Genomic DNA, 19,808 nt, shown 5'->3' with positions numbered 1-19,808 from the left:
ACGGACCGCCCTCAGCCGTCCCGATCAGCGTCGACGCTGACGGCGCCCGAGGCGTTCGACCGGGAGGCGAGCGCCGTGGCGGCCTCCATGTCGAGCAGCACCATGGCGTCGTGGTCCGGGGTGCCCGGCTCGGCGCTGTAGACGACGATGCGGCCGCCGCCGGTGTGGTTGATCTCCATCACCTCGTGGCACAGGGTCATCGTGCCGACGATCGGGTGCAGGAAGGTCTTCTGGCCGTTGCCGACGCGGCGCACGTCGTAGCGCTCCCACATGTGGCTGAACTCCGGGCTCTTGACCGCGAGTTCGCCGACGATGGCAGCCAGTTCGGGGTCGTCGGGGTCGGTACCGGCGACGGCACGCAGGTGCGCGACGCATGCGCGGGCCTTGATATCCCAGTCCGGCCACAGCGTGCGCGCCTGCGGGTGCAGGAAGGTGTAGCGGATCGTGTTGCGCTTCTTCTCCGGCCAATCCACCATGCCGGGCGTCAGGAACAGGCCGCCGGGGTTCGCCGCGAGCACGTCGTTCGTGCGGCTCAGGACGTACGCCGGGCAGGGGCGCACGGTCTCGAGCAGCCGGCGCAGGGTCGGGCGCACGGCGCGCGAGGCGGCGGGACGCTGCCGGGTCGGTGCGCCGCCGCGGGCGGCTTGGGCGGCCAGTTCGCGCAGGTAGGCGAGTTCTTCGGGGTCCAGGCGCAGGGCGCGGCCGAGCGCGTCGACGACGGCCGGGCTCGGCCGCGTCTCCTTCCCGCGCTCCAGCCGGATGTAGTAGTCGATGCTGACGCCGGCGAGCGCGGCGAGTTCCTCGCGGCGCAGACCCGGTGTGCGGCGGGTCCCCGTGCCCAGCGGCAGGCCGAGGTCGGCCGGGGCGACGCCGGCCCGTCTGGCCCGCAGGAATCTGCCGAGTTCAGGCTGCTGCTCGGTCATGATCCCGAGTCTGCCAAAGCAGACCGGGCTGGCGGAAGGCGTGAGAGGGGCCCTGTCGCACCCCCCGCTGCCGCACCCCGGAACACTGCGGTCTGCCTGCTGAGGGCCGGTTTTGGGACGGTGGATTCGCGGGCCGCCAGACCGGCGGGCCGTGAGAGGGGACCACGGTGGCTATCGCCGACAACGTATCGATGTCGATGCCGCAGACAGATTCGCTCGCTCGTGATGCCGAGCGGGTCGGTTCTGGGGCTGAGGCTCGCTTTGACTCTGACGCTCGCTCGGGATCTGGCTCTGGATCTAGCTCTGGCTCTGCGCGCTCCGTCGGGTCGCCGAAGCTCACGCTCTTCGCCGCGCTGCTCGGTTTCGTGATGATCGCGCTGGATGCTTCGGCGGTGAACGTCGCGCTGCCGGCGGTCGGTCGCGGGCTCGGCGGGTCCACGGCGGGGTTGCAGTGGATCGTTGATGCCTACACGCTGATGTTCGCCGCGCTGCTGCTGTCTGCCGGTGCGTTCTCGGACCGGCTCGGCGCGAGTCGCTTGTATGGGGGTGGAGCCGCCGCGTTCACGCTGGCTTCCGTGGCGTGCGGATTGGCGCCGTCGCTCGGCTTCCTGATCGGGGCGCGGTTGGTGCAGGGCAGTGCGGCGGCGTTGATGCTGCCGTCGTCGTTGGCGTTGGTGCGGCAGGCGTTTCCGGACGCGTCGGCACGAGCGGCGGCGATCGCGCAGTGGACGATGGCCGGTGCGGCGTCCACGGCGGTCGGTCCGGTGCTCGGCGGTGCGCTCACCAGCTCGGTGAGCTGGCGGTCGATCTTCTTCCTGAACCTTCCGGTGGGCTTGGTCATCCTGGGCGCGCTGCGGCGTACCGAGCGCTCGGTGCGGCGTCCGGCACCGCTGGACCTGCCGGGTCAGCTCACTGCGATCGTCGGTCTGGCGGCCCTGACTTATGGCGTGATCTCCGGAGGCGCTTCGGGCTTCGGACGTCCGCAGGCGTGGGCGAGCGTGCTGCTGGCGCTGGTGTCGTTCGGCGCGTTCGGCGTGGTCGAGCACCGCGCGACGGAGCCGATGCTGCCGCTGGGACTGCTGCGCGACCGGGTCGTGGCGGTGTGCCTGGCGGTCGGCTTCGTGGTCAACGCGGCGTACTATGGACTGATCTTCGTCTTCGGCCTGTTCGCCCAGGACATCCTGGGACGCTCGGCAGTCGGCGCCGGCCTGGTGTTCATGCCGACCGCCATCCTGTGCACGATCACGAACCTGTTCTCCGCCCGCGCCGCCGCACGCTGGGGCGCGCGCACACCGGTGCTCGTGGGACAGCTCGCCTGCGCTGCGGGACTGCTGGTCCTACTGCTGGTGAACACCCACACGAGCGCCCTGGAGTTGGCACTGTTGCTGCTGCCACTGGCCGGCGGACTCGGCTTCGCAGTGCCCTCACTCACCGCGATGATGCTCAGCGGCATCGCACCGGAGCGAGCCGGCCTGGCGGGAGGAGTGCTCAACTCCTTCCGGCAGACCGGCGGCGCACTCGCGGTGGCAGGGTTCGGTGCGCTGGTCGCGCAGCACGGCGGGTTCGTGACCGGACTACATGTCAGCCTACTGATCTCGGTGGCACTGCTGGCGGTGACGACGCTGGGCACGCTGGCGCTGCCGAAGGTGGGGCGACGGTGAGAGGCGACCGCCTCAGCTCGCCGGCGGCACGCGAGCACGCTGGCACTGCCAAGAGTGCGGCGATGAGAGCGACCGGCTCAGCTCGCTGGCGGCACGCGAGCACGCTGGCGCTGGCGAGGGTGAGGCGGCGACCGCCTCACTTTACTGGCGACTCCCGAACCTGCTGACACTAGCGAGGGCGAGGCGGCCACCGCCTCAGCTCGCTGGCGATGCCTGAACTTGCTGGCACTGGCGAGAGTGAGTCGGCCACCGGCCCAGCTCGCTGGCGATGCCCGAACCTGCTGGCACTAGCGAGAGCGAGGCGGCCACCGGCTCAGCTCACTGGCGATGCCCGAACCTGCTGGCGCTGCCGAGGCTGCATCAGCAAGCAACACCCGCAAGCACCCACCAACGAGCAGCACTCCCCTCACTGGCGCGTGAAGTAGTCCAGCGTCGTGTCGGCCTTGGTCGGGCATGGGCCCGCCTGCTGGATGCCGTGCTCGTCCAGGAGGGCCTTGGCCTGAATCGCGGTTTGGAGGAGGTCGGTGGCGGTGCAGCGGGTCGATACCTCGAGCAGTAGTGAGCCGTCGGGGTAGAGCCATTCCTGGAGTTCCAGGCCGCGGCCTGGTTCGCCGTCGCGGGGGCGGGTGCGGTGGACTTCGACCGGGCCGAGGGGGTCGAGGTCGTCGATGGTGAGGCGGCCGGACAGGCGGCTGTCGAGGAGGGCGATCTGGTCCTCGGAGAACAGGGTGCGCAGGGGGGTGCGGGCGGCGACGGCGCGTTCGACGGCGTTGCCGGGGAGGCGTTGTTTGAGGGCGCCGGAGCAGATGAAGCTGTCGGGGGTCACGTCGACCTCGACCGTGAAGTCCTCGCAGCGGAGCATGGCGGTCGGGACGCGGCCGGGGTCTATCGGGCGCAGTTTGACCACCGAGTCGTTGGGGCGCTGTCCGCCGCGGACTCGGGCCAGGACTCCGTGGCGGCGCAGGGTCAGGTCGGGGGTGTCGAGGTAGTAGACGTTGCGGACGCGCTCGACGCCCACGCCAAGGAGGCCGCGGACGGCGTCGAAGGACGCGTCGGCGACCGTGAACTTCAGTTCCACCTGTCCCACGGCGCGGACCAGGGTGAACATCCGGTCCAGGTCGGCGCCGGGCATCCGCCAGGCCTGCCGGGCAGCGTGGCGCTCGGGTTTGCGCAAGGCCTTCATAGCCCGCCCACCTCCCCGCTGACTCCACCGCCGCCGAGCTGCGGCGACGCACAAAGAATCCATTATGCAGCAAGACGCACCGATATTCGAGGTCTGACGCTCTCCTGTGAGCGGAGCCACAGCGGGCAAAATGGCGCAATGAGCGCATCGATCTTGTGGGAGGAACCGACCGGGCAGGGCTGGACGCAGGTCGGAGAGCTGACGACGGCCCTGGTGCTGTCCTCGGCGATCGGGCTGGAACGCGAGATCCGGCAGAAGGCCGCGGGCTTGCGCACCTACACGATCATCGGCCTGGGAGCCGCGCTGTTCATGCTGGTGAGCAAGTACGGCTTCACGGACGTGCTGCGCCCGGGACTGGTCCAGCTCGACCCCTCGCGGGTCGCGGCGCAGATCGTCTCCGGACTCGGCTTCATCGGCGGCGGCGTGATCTTCATGCGCCGCGACAGCGTCCGCGGCCTGACCACCGCGGCCGCGATGTGGTTGACCGCCGGCGTCGGCGCGGCGGCGGGCGCCGGCCTGGGACTGCTGGCGTTGCTCACGACGGTCGCGTATTTCGTGGTGTGCTACGGATTGCGCCCGCTGACCCACTGGATGCCCGCACTGCGCACGCCGCCGGTGACCTACCGCATCGAGTACCAGGACGGCAGAGGGTTACTCCGCACCATCCTCGACATCTGCACCGGCGCCGGCTTCTTCGTCGCCTCCTTCAGCGGCACGGGACACGACGAGCGGGACGCCCAGCGCGAGCCCGGCGCGCATCCGCACACGGTCGAGGTCGTGCTCACGCTGCACGGCCGCGGCAACGCCAACGCGCTGACCGAGCAGTTGGTCGACACCTCGGGGATCGTCGCGGTCGCGTACAACCACGAAGACGACGAGTTCACATGACAGCAGCGGCTTAAGATCGCGCTATGGCAGAGCTCTGGGATCCGGCCGCGGACGGTGTGCTCCACCTCCCCTCCGGTCGGCTGATCCGCGGCCGTGGCTTGAGCCGTCCGATGCCCGACGGTCCGGCGCCGAGCTTCGCGGTGTACCTGCTCGGCAAGCAGCCGCCGGACGTCTCGTGGGAGAGCCGCTGGGTCCGCTGGCCCGACTTCCGTCTTCCGGCGGATCGGGCGGCGGCGCGCGAGTGTTTCGTGGAGGCTTGGCAGCGCTGCGAGACCGAACGCGTCGAGGTCGCGTGCGCCGGCGGTCGTGGACGTACAGGGACGGCACTGGCGTGTATCGCAGTACTCGACGGCGTCGCGCCTGATGCCGCAGTCGCTTACGTGCGGGAGCACTACTCGCCGCATGCCGTGGAGACGCCCTGGCAACGGCGGTTCGTGGCGGCCTTCCGGTGATGCATGCCGCGGGCGGGCGGACCGGACGACGATCCGCCCGCCTGCGGCATTCAGTGGGCGAGATGCGCGTGAGGGCTAGCCGTTATCGTGAGCGCTTCCGATGCGGGCCACGAGAGCCAGTGTGATCGCCGCGAGGAATCCGAAGTACCTGAACGCTGAACGCATTGATGCCTCCCTAACCGTGGATGAGCTGGGGGTCTGGTGCGTTTCGCCCGGCCGGGGGTACGGCCGAGAGAGGTATAGACCTGTTGGTCTATACCTCTTGGAGTCTGCTCCTCGGGATTCGGACATGTCGGCAAAGGGCGGGTAAAACCTCTGACCGGCTTGGCCGACTGGCCGGCGGCCGACAGACCACGCAGCATCAACTCAGGACACTGAAGGTCTCCTCGGCACGGTCGCGAGCGGCGTACATCTCCCACGCGGCGGCGGCGATGTCGTCCGGATTCAGCGTTCGCAACGGCACGTGCCCGAACATCTCCGGGTGCGCCACGACGAAGCCGTGGATGTCCCCGCGCTCGATGAGCCCGCCGATGATGAGCGTGCCGGCGTAGACGCCGGTGTCCGCCAGGCCCGCGTTGAGAGTCAGGGCGTAGTTGCGCAAAGCAGCCGAGGTGACGGCGAGGGCGCCGAGGGAAGGAACCGGCACCACAGCGCTGAGGCCGCCGGCGAACAGCAGCCCGCCGCGGCCGCGCGCCATCATGCCCGGGAGTACCCGACCGACGATGTCGACTGCGGCGTACACGACACCCATCGACGCGCGGACCTCGTCTGCGGTCGTCTCGGTGATCGGCGCGGGCTGCGAGACGTCACTGGCGCCCGGGCCGTAGTAGAGGACGTCGATGCCGTGCTTCGCCTCGATCGCGTCCACGACCGAGCCCACCTGCTCCCGGTCGTTGACGTCGGCGACGAACGCCTCGCTCTCGATCCCCGCCGAAGCCAGCTCAGCCAGATAGTCGGCGTGCCGGGCGTCCGATCGCGAGACGAGCGCGACCGAGTGGCCGGCGCCGCCGAAACGCCGGGCTATGGACATGCCAAGGCCAGGACCTACACCGATGACGACAGCAGTGGGCATGGGTGTGCCTTTCCAGGAGAGATCGAGAAAGATAAATCGAGGGTGCCCTCGACTTTATCCACGGACGACCGTGAAGTCGAGGGCACCCTCGATTTCGTTAGACTGACAGACATGGCACCGGCCCGAACCCTCCGCGCGGACGCGGCGCGCAACCGTGAGAAGCTGCTGTCCGCGGCCACGCGGCTGTTCGCCGAACGCGGGCTGGACGTGCCGATGGAACACATCGCGCGTACCGCCGGAGTCAGCATCGGCACGCTGTACGCGCACTTCCCGACGCGCGTCGCGCTCTTCGAGGCGATCTTCCCGACACGGCTGGCGGCGCTCCAGGAACTCGGCCGCAAGGCACTGGCCGAACCCGACGCCTGGCAGGCCTTCGTCGGCTATCTCCAGGACGTGTTCGCGATGCACGCCGAGGACCACGGCCTGAACGAGGTGCTGGCCCGCGACATCCCCGACGCCGCCGGTGTCGTGCAGTCATGCCGGCAGGGCGCGGGGCACGCCGCCGAGCTGATCGACCGCGCCCACGCCGACGGCCGACTGCGCGCCGACTTCACGATCACCGACATGTCCACACTGACGCGCGCGATGACACGGGTCATCCGGGACTCGATCAACGGCGGCACGGACGAGTGGCGCCGATTCTTGGGGATTTACATCGACGGGCTGCGCGCCGAGAACCCATGACAAAACCCTGATCCCGGCGCGTCCACGCACCGGGATCAGGGTTGGGATCGAAATCAGTACTCTGTGAACAAAGCCGAGAAGAACAAGGACTAGGCGTGGATCGCCGGAGCGGCGTCCGGGTCCGCCGGATCCGGCTTGCCCGACTTCAGAATCAGGCCGCAGATGATCGCGCCGACTCCGAAGATGGCCGCGGCCCACCAGAACGCGACCACGTAGCTGTGGATCGCCGCGTTGGCCTGCACGACCGGGTTCGTGGCGTTCTTGCCGACCAGGTAGCTGGTCAGCGCGCTGGCGGCGAGGGAGTTCAGCAGCGCGGTGCCGATCGAGCCGCCGATCTGCTGCGCGGTGTTCACCATCGCCGAGGCGACGCCGGCGTCGCCGGCCTCGACGCCGGAGGTGGCGGCGTTCATCGCCGGGGCGAAGATGGCGCCCATGCCGATGCCGACGACCACGGTCGGGCCGAGGATGTTCGCCGCGTAGCTGGAGGTCAGGCTGATGCCGGTGAGCCAGACCATGCCGGCGCCGGCCAGCAGCATGCCGGCGAAGACCAGGATCTTGGCGCCGACGCGCGGGTAGAGCTGGGTGGTGCTGATCGTCGCGGTGATCATCAGGGCGGCGACCATCGGCAGGAACGCCACGCCGGTCATCACCGGGGAGTAGCGCAGGATCTCCTGCAGGTAGTAGTTCAGGAACAGGAACACGCCGAACATGCCGATGCCGGTGAGGAACATCGCCAGGTAGGAGCCGCCGCGGTTGCGCTCGAGGATGACGCGCAGCGGGAGCAGCGGGTGCTTGGTGCGGGTCTGCCAGAAGGTGAACGCGCCCAGCAGGACCAGGCCGGCGACCAGGAAGCCCCAGGTCCCCGGGGCGCTCCACGGATGCGATTCGGCGTTGGCGAAGCCGTAGACGATGCCGAACAGGCCCGCCGAGACCAGGACCGTGCCGGGGATGTCGAGCGAGGGCCGGTCGGCGCTGCGCGCGTGGCGCGGGATCAGGACGGCGGCGCCGGCGATCGCGATAACGCTGATGCCGACGTTGACGAACAGCGTCCAGCGCCAGTTCAGGAACTCGGTCAGCACGCCGCCGAGCAGCATGCCGATCGCGGCGCCGGAGCCGGCGATGCCGCCGAACACGGCGAAGGCGGTGGCGCGCTCCTTGGCCTCGGTGAAGGTCGTGGACAGCAGCGACAGCGCGGCCGGGGCGAGCATGGCGCCGGCGACGCCCTGCAGCGCGCGGGCCAGGACCAGGATCTCGAAGTTCGGCGCGGCGCCGCCCAGCGCGGAGGCCGCGGCGAAGCCGACCAGGCCGATCAGGAACATCGCGCGGCGGCCGATGACGTCGGACACCCGTCCGAACAGCAGCAGCAGGCTGCCGAAGGCCAGGGAGTAGGCGGTGACGATCCACTGCCGGTCGCCGTTCGAGAAGCCCAGCGCCTTCTGGGCGTCCGGCAGCGCGATGTTCACGATCGTCACGTCGAGCACGATCATCAACTGCGCCAGGCCGATGATCCCCAGGATGAACCAGCGCCTGGCGTGGTGGGGGTCGGTGTGGTCGGTGTGGTCGGCGGGTGCGGCGTCGGCGGTCTGAGCCTCCGCGCCGGTCGTCCGAAGATCTGCCATCGTTCACGTCCCCTGATCTGGAGGATCCTCTTCCACTTACCGGACCGACTGTAGCAGGCAAGTGGAAGACTTGCCTCCACATGGAGAGAGGTGTTCCATTTAACTGTGCCTAAGATTCATCCATGCCGTCGCCGATGACGGCGACGATGGCAGGAGCAGCCGTGACGAACGCGAAGACCGAGATGGCGAAGCCCCAGGTGGCAGCCCCGGCTGCGCCCCGTCCGCTGCGCCGGGACGCCGAGCGGAACCGGCAGTTGATCATCGACACCGCCAAGACGGTCTTCGCGGCACGCGGTCTGGACGCGTCCCTCGATGAGGTGGCGCACGAAGCCGGCCTGGGCGTCGGAACCGTCTACCGCCGCTTCCCCAACCGCGACGCGCTCATCGACGCGCTGTTCGACGACATGCTCGCCTCGATCACGCGCATCGTCGCGGAGTCGATGGCGCTGCCGCGCGCCTGGGACGGGCTGGTCCACTTCATGACCGCGATGCTGGAGTCGCAGGGCCGCGACAAGGCGCTGCGGGACCTGATGCTCTCGCGGCAGAAGTACCTCGACCAGTGCGAGCTGGACAGGGAGGAGGTCGTGCGGGAGACCGTGCAGCCGGCGCTGTACGACATCATCGGTCGGGCCAAGGCGGAGGGCGACCTGCGCCCCGACGTGGTTCCGGCCGATGTGGGCGTGCTGTTGATCTCGGCTGTCGGGGTCGTCGACTTCACGGCTCCCGCCGATCCCGAGGTGTGGCGGCGCCATCTGGCGGTGCTGCTGGACGGCTTGCGCGCCCGCGCCGCCGGGGACACGACGGTCCTCGCCCCGGCGCCGCTGGACGACGAGCAGCTCGATCTTTGTATGAGCGGCTGGAAGTACGGGACGCGGGAGACGCCGCGTCGGCGTTCTTAGCTACAAGGTTCTTAGCTCCAAGGTTCTTAGCTACAAGCGCCGGTCCCCGGTCCGCCTAGCTTGAACGACGTCGGCGTCACGGCTCCGGCGTCGTAGTGATTCGGACTGGTGGAGCTGACGGCGAGGTTCGGTGCGTCCTTGGTCCCGGCGATGCGGTAGTCGCGGATCCAGGATGCGGCGGGCGAGGAGCCGAAGCGTCCGTCACCCATTTGTGTACAGCTCGGCGAGTCCGCGGTGTTCTCCGCCACCTCGCCGAAGACCGAGACCAGCTGCGCTGTTTGGTACGTGCCGCTCCACAGCGAGCCGGGGAAGTAGCCGACGGGCTCGTCACGGAAGAAGACCCACCAGTCGCCGTGGATGTTCTGGGTGGCGAAGTTCGCCGCCTCGTTCGGGTGCAGGGCCATGCCGGGCTTGATGGCGCGGGAGACCTGCACGAAGCCGCAGGCGTTGTAGCAGCTCTCTTGGCCGTCGACCCAGTGGTAGACGAACAGGTGCGGCTGGTTGTCGCCGTTGAGTTCGGGATCGACCGTCCAGCCGATCTCGACGGTCGAGGTGCGGGCGGTGTTCTGCAGTGCGATCTCCTGCAGGCTGTGTTCCCCGGTCTGGGCGGGGTTCACGACCGGCTTCTCGACCTTCATCAGGACACTGACGCCGGTGGTGTCCGTCCACTGATGACCGCTGACGTAGTCGTAACACGCGCCGTACCAACAGATCGGGCCGCTGTCCGTAGCGGCGGCGGACACTGTCGGCACGCGCGGCGCCAGCACGGCAGCCGACGCCGCCGGGACCGCGGCAGCAGCCGTGGAACCGAGCAGGCTCATGGAGAACAGGCCCGAAACGAGCCCGACGCGGACCTTAGCAAGCACCAGGACCTCCCAGATTGAACGAGGTCCCCGTGACCGCGCCGTAGTTGTACGAGCCCGGGTCGGTCGCCGTCACCGTCAGCGCCGGCCGGTCAGTGGATCCGTAGAGCTGGTAACCGGAAATCGAAGACGCTCCGCTCTGGCTCCCGTAGATCCCGTCCCCCATCTGCGTGCAGCTCGGCGCGCTGTCGGATGCCACCTCGCCGAACGCCGAGACGATCTGGGCGCTGGTGAAGGCGCCCTTCCATGCCGAGCCGGGGAAGTACCCGAAGGCGACGTTGTTGTAGTACGCCCACCAGTTGCCCTGGTAGTAGCGCAGAGCGAAAACGCCGGTGGTACCCGGTGTCACGGCCATGCCGGCTCGCACCGTCGTGGAGACCTGGACGAAGCCGCAGGCGTTGTAGCACGTCGGCTGGCCGTCGACCCAGTGGAAGACGAACAGGTGCGGCTGGTAGTCGCCGTTGAGTTCGGGGTCGACGGTCCAGCCGATCTCGATGGTGTCGGCGACGGTCGTCCCGCCGGAGGTCTGGAGCGAGAGTTCCTGCAGTGAGTGACCGTCGGCGGCGACGTTGCGCGGGGCGGCCTGCTCCATGGTGACCGACGCGCCGGTCGTGTTCGTGTACTGACGTCCGGTGACGTAGCTGAAGCAGGATCCGTACCAGCACTGCGCGGCGTGCGCGCTGCTGGCGGGCAGGACGACGACGGCGCCGAGGGCAGCGGCGGACACAGCCGCCGCCGCTATTCGGGTTCTGAGATTGCCGAGCAGAGCGCGCAAGGCTTGAGCAGGCATGGGGGTACCTCAAAAGGGAGTAGGTGTACCTCGAAAGGGAGTTCTCAGCGCGCGTCGCGCGCCATACCCAGCAGGTGGTCGAGCACGTCGGTGCCGCTTGCGGTGAGGCCGTCGTGCTCGTGGTCGTCCGAGACGTGAACCGTCAGAGCCCGGATGGCGTCGGCGGTGGTCAGCGACTGCTTGGGATCGACGTACAGGTCGTCGGTATAGACAGTCGCGAAGGTCGGCACGGTATTCGCCGCCAGCACGGACGTGTCGTACAAAGGGCGCCAATCCTCATAGCCGGCAAGCAGATCGGCCACCGCGCGCAGCGGCCGCAGCGCCGGGTCGGTCCGGAAGTGCCAGGGGTGAATGGTCTCGCCCGTGAACAGCAGCGGTGTTCCCGTCTCCGACAGAACGCGCTCGGCGTCGAAGCGCGGGAACTGTTTGCGAACGCGGCTGGCAGCCCACGCGGTGGGTCCGGAACCCTGCGCGTAGATCGCCTCGTGCAGGAGCGCGTAGAGCGGCCGCTCGGCGAAGGACAGTGCGGCCTGGACCTGCCACTGGAACCGGTCGGACAGCTCCGTCCGGTGCGCCGTCTGGCAGAAGGGGTCCTCCAGGAGGTAGTGCAGACGGTCCACACCGTCGGTCGCGCCGAGCATGATGCCGAGCGACTGGAACGCCTCGACCGTCAGCAGCGTCCCGTCGGGCAGCACGGTTTCGTGCTCCCGCAGGAACTCGGCGATCGAGCGCGCGATATCCACATCCTGGGGATAGCGGTGGTAGAGCAGCGCGTTCTTGTCTTCCATGCGCGGATAGGCAGCACGGTAGACGTCGTCGGCGTCGCCCTCCAACGTCGGCACGCCGCCGGTGATGAAGACCTCTGCGAGGCCTTCGGGCGCGTCCGACAAATAGCTGATCGTGCAGAATCCGCCGAAGCTCTGCCCCAGCACGCTCCACGGAGCGCCGCCGGTCAGCTGCCGCCGGACGAGCTCGGCGTCGCGGACGATCGAGTCGGCGCGGAAGGCGGTGAGGTACTCGGCCTGGCGCCGCGCGTCGCCCCGGCTCGGCAGGGTCTGCCGCGTCGCCGGGGTTGAGCGGCCGGTGCCGCGCTGGTCGAGCAGCAGCACGCGGTAGTCCTGCAGGGCGCGGCTGAGCCAGCCGGTCGCCAGCGCCGCGGGGAGCGGGCGGGGCGACCGGTGGCCGGGCCCGCCCTGGAGGAAGACCAGCCACGGGAGCGTCTCGTCCGCGGTGACCTCGCGGGCGTAGAGCTCGATCTGCTCCCCGCGCGGACGGTCGTGGTGCAGCGGAACCGTGAACAGGTGGTCGGTCTGCCGGATCGCCGGTGGCACAGCGCCTCACTCCCCAAGTTAAATGAAGCAGTAACTCCATTTAGAGTGATGGTTAAGCTAGGGCACGGAGCGGGTTGAGGCAAGACCCTCGCGGGTGCTTCGTGGTAGGAGTGCACTAGGCGGCTGGGAAAGAGGAGGAACGGCGCGATGCCCCTGTCCGGCGACGGTCAGCAGACGCAGGGCCAGATCGGGGCGCGGCTGCAGGAGGTGCGCACGCGGCGCGGCCTGACGCAGCGCGCTTTGGCAGAGCCCGGATACACCGCGGCGTACGTCTCCACGCTGGAGGCCGGCAAGGCGCGCGCGTCGGAGGCGGCGCTGCGTTACTTCGCCGAGCGGCTCGCGATCAGCTACGAGGAGCTGGCGACCGGCGTTCCGGCGGGGCTGCGTGCGGAGATCCGCGACGGGCTGGCCGAGGCGAACGCGGCGATGGACGCGGGGCGCGCGGCGGAGGCCGAGGCGTTGTTGGCGGCGCTGCTGGAGCGGGCGGCGGGCAACGACGTGCCGGATCTGGCGGCGGATGTGCGCGTCGCGCTCGGGGCGTTCCTGCTGCGCCGGGGCGATCTGGCCGCCGGGCGCGAGCAGTTCGAGCAAGCCGAGGCGCTGCTCGCCGATCGGCCGCTGGTGGCACGAGTGCGCGCGATTCGCGGTCGGGCGACGGCGTACTACCTGGAGGGCGACGTCCGCTACTCCTGCTATCTGCTCGAGAACACCATCAGCGAGCTGAACGGCGGCGGGCTGCCGGATCCGGCGTCGCTGGTGCTGCTGTACGCGGCGGTCATCGGGCCGTATCTGGAACTCGGCGCGTTGGAGCGCGCCACGAAGGCGGCGACGCTCGCCCTGGACCTGGCACCGCGCGTCGCCGATCCGATCGCCGTGGCCACCCTGCACCGCTCGGTCGCCCGCACCCTGGCCGCCGGCGGACGCTTCGACGAAGCCGAGGCCGCGCTGGTGAAGGCGCAGGACGTCTACCAGCAATGGGAGATCCGCGCCGAACTGGCGCAATGCCACTGGATGCGCGGCTACCTCTACGCCCAACACGAACGCTTCGCCGACGCCGAAACCGAACTGCGCACCGCCGCGACCATGCTCCGCGCCGCCGACGCGGTGTTCTACGCGGTCCAGGTCGAAGTCGAACTCGCCGACGTCCGCTGGCGCCTCGGCCACACCGACGAAGCCGAGCACCTGCTGACCCGCCTGCTCGCCGACCTCGGCCCAGGCCACGGCGCCGTCCACGCTGCCGCCGCCCACCGCCTCCTCGGCCTGATCCGCGAACGCGCCGACGACCCCCAAACCGCCGAACGCCACTACCGCCAAGCGATCGAACTCCAGCAGGACGCCGACGTCGCAGGCGACCTCGCCGACACCTCCCGCCTCCTCGGCGACCTGCTCGACAAGCAGGGCCGCACCCGCGAGGCGGTGGCGGCCTACCGGAACGGACTGACCGCGCTAGCGAGGCCCGGCACGACGACCCTCGGCGCCGCACCGCTGCCGCCGCCGGTGATCTCGGCACTGGATTCGGTGCATCGGGCGGTGCATGTCGTGCCGGGTGGTGGGGATTCGGCCGCTCACGAATAGGTCGAGAGCACTGCGCGATGCGACCTAAAAAATGCGGCCAAGCCAGCCGCCTCGAGGCTGACGCTTCGGCACAGCGAGCGCCGAAGTGCGGCTCGACGTGATGCGAGCGGTCCGCACAGCCCTCAGCGCCGATGCTTCAGGACAGCGAGCGCCGAAGTGCGGCGCGGCTTACCGCGGGCGGCCCGCACAACCCTTGAGGCTGATGCTTTGGCATCCACAAGCGCTGCCATGCCGCGCGCCAGGATGCGGGCGGTCCGAGCGATCCTCGATGCCGACTTTTCCGCTCTGCCCTGTGCCATCCGAAAGTTCTGAGCCTGGTGCTCGTGACACCAGGTCAAGCACGCTCTCCCCACATCGCTTCGCGGCGCGGGAGCCTGGAGTCATTCCGCGGATCGCCGTTCGGCAGGCCGCGCAGGCGTAGGGGGATTTCGTCGTGAGTATCAGCTTGGTGCAGGCCGAGGCTGTTGTCGCTGCTGCGCGGGTCGGGGCCGATGAGCGGGGTGTGGCCGTGGCGTTCGCGGTGGTGGACGCGGGTGGGAACCTTGTTGCGTTCGCTCGGGGTGATGGGGCGAATCTCATCACCGTCGACACCGCGATCGGGAAGGCTTTCACCGCGATCAGTATCGGTGCTGACAGCATCAATCTGACCGCGGCCATTCAGCCCGGTGGGCCGTTGTTCGGGACCGGGTTGGTGCTGGCTGGGGCGCGGTCGTTCGTTCCTTATGGCGGCGGCGTGCTTATTCGGGTCGATGGACGGGTGGTGGGTGCGCTGGGGATCGCCGGGGCGGCGAGTTCCGAGGTTGATCACGAGATCGCTGCTGCGGCTGCCGTGCAGGTTCCGGTGCGGGTCGCGGCGTAGCGGACGCGGTGGTCCGGGTGCTCTTTTGTGGTGTCAGCGGTGCTGTCAGGGCGACGTCAGGCCTGTGTCAGCGCAGGCTCCGATAGTCGGAGATGTGAGGGCGGGCCGGACGGGCCCGCCGGATACGGACACCAGACACAGGAGAGCATCATGCAGAAGTTCGAGACCCCGAGCCCGGTCACCGTCGTCCTGGACATCCCGGCGGGCCAGATCCGGCTGGTCGCCGGGGAGCGGGCCGACACCGTCGTGGAGGTGCTGCCGTCGGAGGCTTCGAAGCGGCGGGACGCCAAGGCTGCGGCGCAGACCACCGTGGAGTTCAGCGGCGGGGTGCTGCGGATCGCGACCGCCGACCCGCACAAGATCCTGGGCAGCTCCGGGTCGCTGGACGTGACCATCGCGCTGCCGGCCGGCTCGCGGATCGAGGGCAAGGCCGGCGCCGCGGAACTGCACAGCACCGGGCGGCTCGGCGAGGTGGCGTTCGACGGCGGGTACCGCTCGGTCGAGCTGGACGAGGTCGCCGGCGCGCGCATCAAGATGCACATGGGGGACGTCTCCATCGCCAAGCTGACCGGTCCGGCGCAGCTGCGCAACGGCAAGGGCGACATCACCGTCGCCGAGGCCGCCGGCGGCGCGGTGGACCTGCGCACCGACATGGGCGACCTGAAGATCGCCGCCGCCCCCGGCGTCTCCGGGACCCTGGACGCCAGCAGCGCCTCCGGCCGCATCACCAACGCGCTGAAGAACTCCGAAGGCGCCGGCGCCGGCCTGAACATCAAGGCCACCACCTCGCACGGCGACATCATCGCCACCAGCCTGTGAGGTGTGCTCGACGGAACGGAAGACCGTGCTCGGGTACGCGGCCGGGTCGGAGCAGACAGTGCTCCGATCCGGCTTCGGCCGTTCGGCGGTTCGGCGGTTCGGCGGTTCGGTCGGTCCGCCGTTTTCAGACAGGGCTAGAATCATTTCATAACGCCACGGCGCAGTGACGAATGACTGGAGCCGCCATGAAGGCACGGAGTTGTCAGGTCTGCGGTGCCGCACTGTCGGATCGCGGACGCGGCCGGACCTCCGTCTACTGCTCGGCAGCGTGCCGCCAACGCGCCTACCGCCTCCGGCACACCACCGCCGACCAGAGCGCCGCCGACGTCCTCGCCGAGATCGAGCGCCAGGTCAGGACGCTCGCGTTGCGCCCTCCGCAGTCCTTCCGCACCGACGCCGACGCGCTGGCGACGACCGTGCGCAGGTTGCGGCGCCTGGCCCAAAACGTCACACCGGAACCAGTGACGAAATCAGCCGCCGAGGAACAGCCGCCCCAGCTCGCCGGCGAACCCGGCTTCGCAGCCCTCGTCGAACCCCACCGCAAGTGGCTCCACCTGCACTGCTACCGCATGGCCGGCTCCTACGACGACGCCGAGGACCTGGTCCAGGAGACCCTCCTCAAAGCCTGGCGCGACCGATCCGGCTTCGAGGGCAGGGCAGCGGCGCGGACCTGGCTGTACCGTATCGCCACCAACGTCTGCATCGACCACCTGCGCCGGACCGGCCGCCGTCCGCAGCGCTACGAGAGCACTGCCACCTCCGGCGCCGCCGAGCCGCCGGAACGCATGGCCTGGCTCCAGCCCTACCCCGACCAGCTGCTCGACGAGGCGGTCGCAGAGGACGAACACCCCGAGGCGGCCGCGGTCTCGCGCGAGACCATGGAACTGGTCTTCCTCGCCACGCTCCAGCACCTGCCGCCCAGGCAGCGCGCAGTGTTGATCTTCCGCGACGTGCTGGGCCGCCCGGCGGAGGAGACCGCGACGCTGATGGACATGAGCGTCGCCGCCGCCAACAGCGCGTTGCAGCGCGCCCGGCAGACGCTGCGCGAACGCCTGCCGCAGCGGCGCACCGACTGGACACGCGGGGACCACAGCCGGCAGGAACAGGAGATCGTGCGCCGCTACATGGCCGCCGCCGAACGCTCCGACGTCTCGATGATGGCCGACCTGCTCAGCGCCGACGTGCTGGTCACGATGCCGCCGAACCCGGTGTGGTTCGCCGGGCGGGACGCGCTGCTCACCCAGATCGGACCCCTGTTCGACCGCACGTCGCCGGGCTACTTCGGGCGCTGGCGGCATCTGCCGGTCGGCGCGAACCGGCTGCCGGCGGTCGCCGGATACGTGCAGCGACCAGGCACGTCGGTGTTCCGGGCGCAGATGGTCGACGTGCTGCGCATCGAAGCGGGGCAGATCATGGAGATCACCACGTTCGAGGCGCATCTGGTCGCCGCGTTCGGTCTGCCGCTGACGCTGCCGATGACGGATCGCCCCGGCGCGCGTCCAACTCTTTGACAGCATCGCCGAGCGAGGAAATCAGGGACACACATCATGACCACGCAGAAGATCCAGATCGAGCGCACCTACCCCGCCGCCCCCGAGAAGATCTGGGAGCTGTGGACCACCGCCGCCGGCATCGAGAGCTGGTGGGCGCCGGAAGGGTTCGACGTCCACGTCGAGACGCTGGAGCTGAAGCCCGGCGGCGCGCTCGTCTACACGATGACCGCGGTCGGACCCGACCAGGTGGCGTTCATGGAGCAGGTCGGCCTGCCGCTGAGCACGACCTCGACCAAGGCCTTCACCGAGGTCGAGCCGGTCCGGCGCCTGGCGTACACCTCCCTCGCCGACTTCATCCCCGGCGTCGAGCCGTACGACTTCCTCACCGAGGTGGAACTGCGCCCGACCGCCGACGGCGGCACGCATGTCGTCATGACAGCCGACGCCATGCACGACGAGGAATGGACCGGACGCCTGAGCGCCGGACGGACCAACGAGATGGACAACCTCGGCAAAGTGGTCGGGGAGTAGGAGCCGGACGCAGAGCAGAAGCAGAACAGAAGCAGAGCAGAAGCAGAGGTGCAGGAGACTGATTCCCTGCCGCCGGATCCGGTCACCGGGCCCGCCGGATCCGGAAACGGGTTGACCTGGCCCGTTACCCGCTCCCCGTCCACAGCATCGTCCTGAACCGTAAAGCTTCAGAAAAGGGTTGAGAAAAGCTAGAACAAAGATGTTCCCGCCGCGGGCCCGCCAGGAGGAATCTGAGGGCCCCCGGCGTGAGGAGCATTCTGGTGGTCCAGGGTTGGTCAGCGGGGTTCGAAGTGCCGTACGACCCCGACTGGGTCGTGCCGCGGCGGGACTGGCGGCACAGCCTGCCCCTGCTGCCGCGCCGGCCGTTGTCGGCCGTGTTGTTGGCCGTGCTCGCGGCGGGGATCGCGGGCCTGTTGGCGTTGTGGTGGCAGGAGACGCCCGCCGACCGGATGCAGTCGCTGCCCGACTACCTGGTGATGCTGGCGCAGATCACCGGGCTGGTCGGCGCCTACCTGCTGCTGGTCGAGATCGCGCTCATGGCCCGCTTGCCCTGGCTGGAGCACCGGCTGGGCTCGTGGCTGGCCTCGGCGCACCGCAGCCTCGGCGGCTATCTGGTGCTGCTGCTGTGCGCGCACGTCGGGTTCGTGATCGCGGCGTACTCGGTCAGCGTGCACGACTCGCCGCCGGCCGTTCTCGTCAGCATCCTGCGAACCTATCCCGGGGTCCTCGCCGCGACGATCGGGTTCCTGGTGATGCTGCTCGCGGGGTTCACGTCGGCCCGGAGCATCCGCCGGCGGCTGGGATACGAGGGGTGGCACGCGATCCACCTGCTGATGTATCCGGCGGCGGCCGCCGCGTTCTGGCACCAGATCACCCTCGGCGCGCAGTTCACGCGGAACCCGTGGGCGGCGGACGTGTGGGTCGGGCTGCACGCGGTCGTCGGGGCGGCGATCGTCTGCAACCGCATAGTGATCCCGCTCCTGAACAACCGGCACCACCGGTTCCGCGTGAGCCGGGTCGAGGCGGTCGGGCCGGATGCGATGAACGTCTACATCACCGGACGGCGGGTCGCGGACCTCGGCGCGGAGGCCGGGCAGTACTTTCGGTGGCGGTTCATGCAACGGAGCCTGTGGTACCAGGCGCATCCGTTCTCCTTGTCCGCCGCGCCGCACGCGGACACGCTGCGCCTGACGTTCAAGTGCGTCGGCGGATACACCCGACGGCTCAAGCGGCGGCTGCGACCGGGGAGCAGGGTGTTCCTGGACGGTCCCTACGGCGCGTTCACCGGCGTGCTGCGCCGCCAGCCCGGCGTGGTGATGATCGGCGGCGGCATCGGCGTCACCCCGCTGCGGGCGATCGTGGAGACGATGCACAACCGGCGGCGGAACGACATCATCTTCATCCAGCGCGCCTCGAAGGTCGGCGACCTGATCCTCACCAACGAACTCGAAGCGCTCAACGCCGTCGGGCGCATCATCTACATCCCGGCGATCGGCAGCCGCAGGAACGACCCGCTGTCCGCCGACCGGCTCCTGGACCTGATCCCCGACCTGGAGTTCCGCGAGGTCTTCATCTGCGGCTCGGTCGGCATGGCCGCCGCCGCGGTGCGGAACCTGCGCCGAGCCGGGGTCCGCCGGGGACGCATCCATACCGAGATCTTCGACTTCTGAGTCTTATCGGAGAGTGTGCCGTGCGAATCCCGCTTATCAAGACTCTGCTTTCCCTCGCCGGAACCGTCGGCACGATGGGCGGCCTGCTGGCCATGAAGACCTCCGCGCACGGGCTCGCGCCGCAGCCGCTCCAGGCGGCGAAGGTCGTGCACGACAGGACCGCCGGCGCCACGATGACCGTCACGGGACCGGCGATCCCGGTCACCCACGGCATCGTCCAGGTCCGCATCACGCTCACCGACGGGCACATCACCGACGTCTCGGCGACCAGCCTCCCGCACGACAACGACGACTCCTGGACCCGTTCGGTGACGGCGGCGATGGTCCTGGACCGCGAGGTCATCGCGAAGCAGTCGGCGCACATCGACGGCGTGAGCGGCGCGACGTACACGTCCAAGGCGTACAAGGCCTCGCTCCAGGCGGCGATCGACGCGGGCTACAGACATTGACGTCCAGCCGCGCGACCGCTTCGCTTACGCCGAACGACCGAGGTCCG

19 protein-coding genes are annotated in these 19,808 nt (G+C 69.5%); 12 read left to right on the top strand and 7 right to left on the bottom strand.

Features of this window, described 5'->3' with window-relative positions; all coding sequences use genetic code 11:
• Window positions 1–11: 11 nt before the first annotated feature.
• Window positions 12–923, bottom strand: a complete 912-nt coding sequence (locus tag CACI_RS02030) for a helix-turn-helix transcriptional regulator (RefSeq protein ID WP_012784656.1) — start codon at window positions 921–923, stop codon at window positions 12–14.
• A gap of 197 nt (window positions 924–1,120) precedes the next feature.
• Here CACI_RS02030 and CACI_RS02025 point away from each other — a divergent pair, with 197 nt between their 5' ends.
• Window positions 1,121–2,584: an MFS transporter gene (locus tag CACI_RS02025; protein ID WP_012784655.1), complete on the top strand. Its 1,464-nt coding sequence runs from the start codon at window positions 1,121–1,123 to the stop codon at window positions 2,582–2,584.
• Between the two features lie 406 nt (window positions 2,585–2,990).
• On the opposite strand, the gene CACI_RS02020 is transcribed toward CACI_RS02025, so the two are convergent.
• The gene (locus CACI_RS02020; protein ID WP_012784654.1) at window positions 2,991–3,767 is read right to left on the bottom strand and encodes a hypothetical protein; all 777 of its coding nucleotides are present in this window, start codon (window positions 3,765–3,767) and stop codon (window positions 2,991–2,993) included.
• 138 nt (window positions 3,768–3,905) lie between these two features.
• On the opposite strand from CACI_RS02020, the gene CACI_RS02015 reads away from it, so the two are divergent.
• Together CACI_RS02015 and CACI_RS02010 are read left to right on the top strand one after the other, a co-directional pair.
• Window positions 3,906–4,655 carry an MgtC/SapB family protein gene (locus CACI_RS02015; protein WP_012784653.1) on the top strand — a complete coding sequence of 250 codons (750 nt, stop codon included), beginning with the start codon at window positions 3,906–3,908 and terminating at the stop codon, window positions 4,653–4,655.
• Window positions 4,656–4,678: 23 nt separating this feature from the next.
• On the top strand, window positions 4,679–5,107 hold the full coding sequence (locus CACI_RS02010; RefSeq protein ID WP_012784652.1) for a protein-tyrosine phosphatase family protein: 429 nt from the start codon (window positions 4,679–4,681) through the stop codon (window positions 5,105–5,107).
• A gap of 361 nt (window positions 5,108–5,468) precedes the next feature.
• On the opposite strand, the gene CACI_RS02005 is transcribed toward CACI_RS02010, so the two are convergent.
• Window positions 5,469–6,179, bottom strand: a complete 711-nt coding sequence (locus CACI_RS02005; RefSeq protein WP_012784651.1) for an SDR family NAD(P)-dependent oxidoreductase — start codon at window positions 6,177–6,179, stop codon at window positions 5,469–5,471.
• A gap of 111 nt (window positions 6,180–6,290) precedes the next feature.
• Between CACI_RS02005 and CACI_RS02000 the strand changes: the two genes are divergently transcribed.
• Window positions 6,291–6,863, top strand: coding sequence for a TetR/AcrR family transcriptional regulator (locus CACI_RS02000; RefSeq protein WP_041539990.1), 573 nt, complete (start codon window positions 6,291–6,293; stop codon window positions 6,861–6,863).
• A gap of 89 nt (window positions 6,864–6,952) precedes the next feature.
• On the opposite strand, the gene CACI_RS01995 is transcribed toward CACI_RS02000, so the two are convergent.
• Window positions 6,953–8,482, bottom strand: coding sequence for an MFS transporter (locus tag CACI_RS01995; protein WP_012784649.1), 1,530 nt, complete (start codon window positions 8,480–8,482; stop codon window positions 6,953–6,955).
• Between the two features lie 122 nt (window positions 8,483–8,604).
• Between CACI_RS01995 and CACI_RS01990 the strand changes: the two genes are divergently transcribed.
• Entirely contained in the window at window positions 8,605–9,381 is a 777-nt protein-coding gene (locus CACI_RS01990) for a TetR/AcrR family transcriptional regulator (RefSeq protein ID WP_049871434.1), read from the top strand.
• 26 nt (window positions 9,382–9,407) lie between these two features.
• Here CACI_RS01990 and CACI_RS01985 read toward each other — a convergent pair whose 3' ends face one another.
• From CACI_RS01985 to CACI_RS01975, 3 genes are read right to left on the bottom strand one after another with little or no spacing between them, the layout of a single operon-like run.
• Entirely contained in the window at window positions 9,408–10,247 is an 840-nt protein-coding gene (locus CACI_RS01985) for a neprosin family prolyl endopeptidase (protein ID WP_012784647.1), read from the bottom strand.
• Complete coding sequence (locus tag CACI_RS01980; protein WP_012784646.1) at window positions 10,237–11,034, bottom strand: neprosin family prolyl endopeptidase; 798 nt, start codon at window positions 11,032–11,034, stop codon at window positions 10,237–10,239. The genes CACI_RS01985 and CACI_RS01980 overlap by 11 nt, the downstream gene beginning before the upstream one ends.
• A gap of 44 nt (window positions 11,035–11,078) precedes the next feature.
• On the bottom strand, window positions 11,079–12,365 hold the full coding sequence (locus CACI_RS01975) for an alpha/beta fold hydrolase (RefSeq protein ID WP_012784645.1): 1,287 nt from the start codon (window positions 12,363–12,365) through the stop codon (window positions 11,079–11,081).
• Window positions 12,366–12,512: 147 nt separating this feature from the next.
• Between CACI_RS01975 and CACI_RS01970 the strand changes: the two genes are divergently transcribed.
• The 7 genes from CACI_RS01970 (at window position 12,513) to CACI_RS01940 (ending at window position 19,761) form a co-directional block, all read left to right on the top strand.
• Window positions 12,513–13,940 carry a helix-turn-helix domain-containing protein gene (locus CACI_RS01970; protein ID WP_012784644.1) on the top strand — a complete coding sequence of 476 codons (1,428 nt, stop codon included), beginning with the start codon at window positions 12,513–12,515 and terminating at the stop codon, window positions 13,938–13,940.
• A 448-nt stretch (window positions 13,941–14,388) separates the two neighbouring features.
• Window positions 14,389–14,799 (top strand): GlcG/HbpS family heme-binding protein, encoded by a 411-nt coding sequence (locus CACI_RS01965; RefSeq protein WP_263053459.1) that lies wholly within the window; start codon window positions 14,389–14,391, stop codon window positions 14,797–14,799.
• A gap of 150 nt (window positions 14,800–14,949) precedes the next feature.
• Window positions 14,950–15,618, top strand: a complete 669-nt coding sequence (locus CACI_RS01960; RefSeq protein WP_012784642.1) for a DUF4097 family beta strand repeat-containing protein — start codon at window positions 14,950–14,952, stop codon at window positions 15,616–15,618.
• Window positions 15,619–15,803: 185 nt separating this feature from the next.
• On the top strand, window positions 15,804–17,129 hold the full coding sequence (locus CACI_RS01955) for a sigma-70 family RNA polymerase sigma factor (protein WP_012784641.1): 1,326 nt from the start codon (window positions 15,804–15,806) through the stop codon (window positions 17,127–17,129).
• A gap of 36 nt (window positions 17,130–17,165) precedes the next feature.
• Entirely contained in the window at window positions 17,166–17,642 is a 477-nt protein-coding gene (locus CACI_RS01950) for an SRPBCC family protein (protein ID WP_012784640.1), read from the top strand.
• Window positions 17,643–17,902: 260 nt separating this feature from the next.
• Window positions 17,903–19,312 (top strand): ferredoxin reductase family protein, encoded by a 1,410-nt coding sequence (locus tag CACI_RS01945; protein ID WP_012784639.1) that lies wholly within the window; start codon window positions 17,903–17,905, stop codon window positions 19,310–19,312.
• 20 nt (window positions 19,313–19,332) lie between these two features.
• A complete protein-coding gene (locus CACI_RS01940; RefSeq protein ID WP_012784638.1) occupies window positions 19,333–19,761 on the top strand; it encodes an FMN-binding protein in 429 nt (142 codons plus the stop codon).
• Window positions 19,762–19,808 lie beyond the last annotated feature (47 nt).

The sequence above is a fragment of the Catenulispora acidiphila DSM 44928 genome, from assembly GCF_000024025.1.
Lineage (GTDB): Bacteria > Actinomycetota > Actinomycetes > Streptomycetales > Catenulisporaceae > Catenulispora > Catenulispora acidiphila.
This window is presented reverse-complemented; position numbering and strand designations above follow the sequence as displayed.

Coding starts and splice junctions, on each gene's coding strand:
- CACI_RS02020 (WP_012784654.1), bottom strand. CDS start 3,767: ATGAAGGCCTTGCGCAAACCCGAGCGCCACGCTGCCCGGCAGGCCTGG.
- CACI_RS02000 (WP_041539990.1), top strand. CDS start 6,291: ATGGCACCGGCCCGAACCCTCCGCGCGGACGCGGCGCGCAACCGTGAG.
- CACI_RS01980 (WP_012784646.1), bottom strand. CDS start 11,034: ATGCCTGCTCAAGCCTTGCGCGCTCTGCTCGGCAATCTCAGAACCCGA.
- CACI_RS01995 (WP_012784649.1), bottom strand. CDS start 8,482: ATGGCAGATCTTCGGACGACCGGCGCGGAGGCTCAGACCGCCGACGCC.
- CACI_RS02010 (WP_012784652.1), top strand. CDS start 4,679: ATGGCAGAGCTCTGGGATCCGGCCGCGGACGGTGTGCTCCACCTCCCC.
- CACI_RS01950 (WP_012784640.1), top strand. CDS start 17,166: ATGACCACGCAGAAGATCCAGATCGAGCGCACCTACCCCGCCGCCCCC.
- CACI_RS02025 (WP_012784655.1), top strand. CDS start 1,121: ATGCCGCAGACAGATTCGCTCGCTCGTGATGCCGAGCGGGTCGGTTCT.
- CACI_RS01970 (WP_012784644.1), top strand. CDS start 12,513: ATGCCCCTGTCCGGCGACGGTCAGCAGACGCAGGGCCAGATCGGGGCG.
- CACI_RS02005 (WP_012784651.1), bottom strand. CDS start 6,179: ATGCCCACTGCTGTCGTCATCGGTGTAGGTCCTGGCCTTGGCATGTCC.
- CACI_RS01955 (WP_012784641.1), top strand. CDS start 15,804: ATGAAGGCACGGAGTTGTCAGGTCTGCGGTGCCGCACTGTCGGATCGC.
- CACI_RS01990 (WP_049871434.1), top strand. CDS start 8,605: ATGCCGTCGCCGATGACGGCGACGATGGCAGGAGCAGCCGTGACGAAC.
- CACI_RS01960 (WP_012784642.1), top strand. CDS start 14,950: ATGCAGAAGTTCGAGACCCCGAGCCCGGTCACCGTCGTCCTGGACATC.
- CACI_RS02030 (WP_012784656.1), bottom strand. CDS start 923: ATGACCGAGCAGCAGCCTGAACTCGGCAGATTCCTGCGGGCCAGACGG.
- CACI_RS02015 (WP_012784653.1), top strand. CDS start 3,906: ATGAGCGCATCGATCTTGTGGGAGGAACCGACCGGGCAGGGCTGGACG.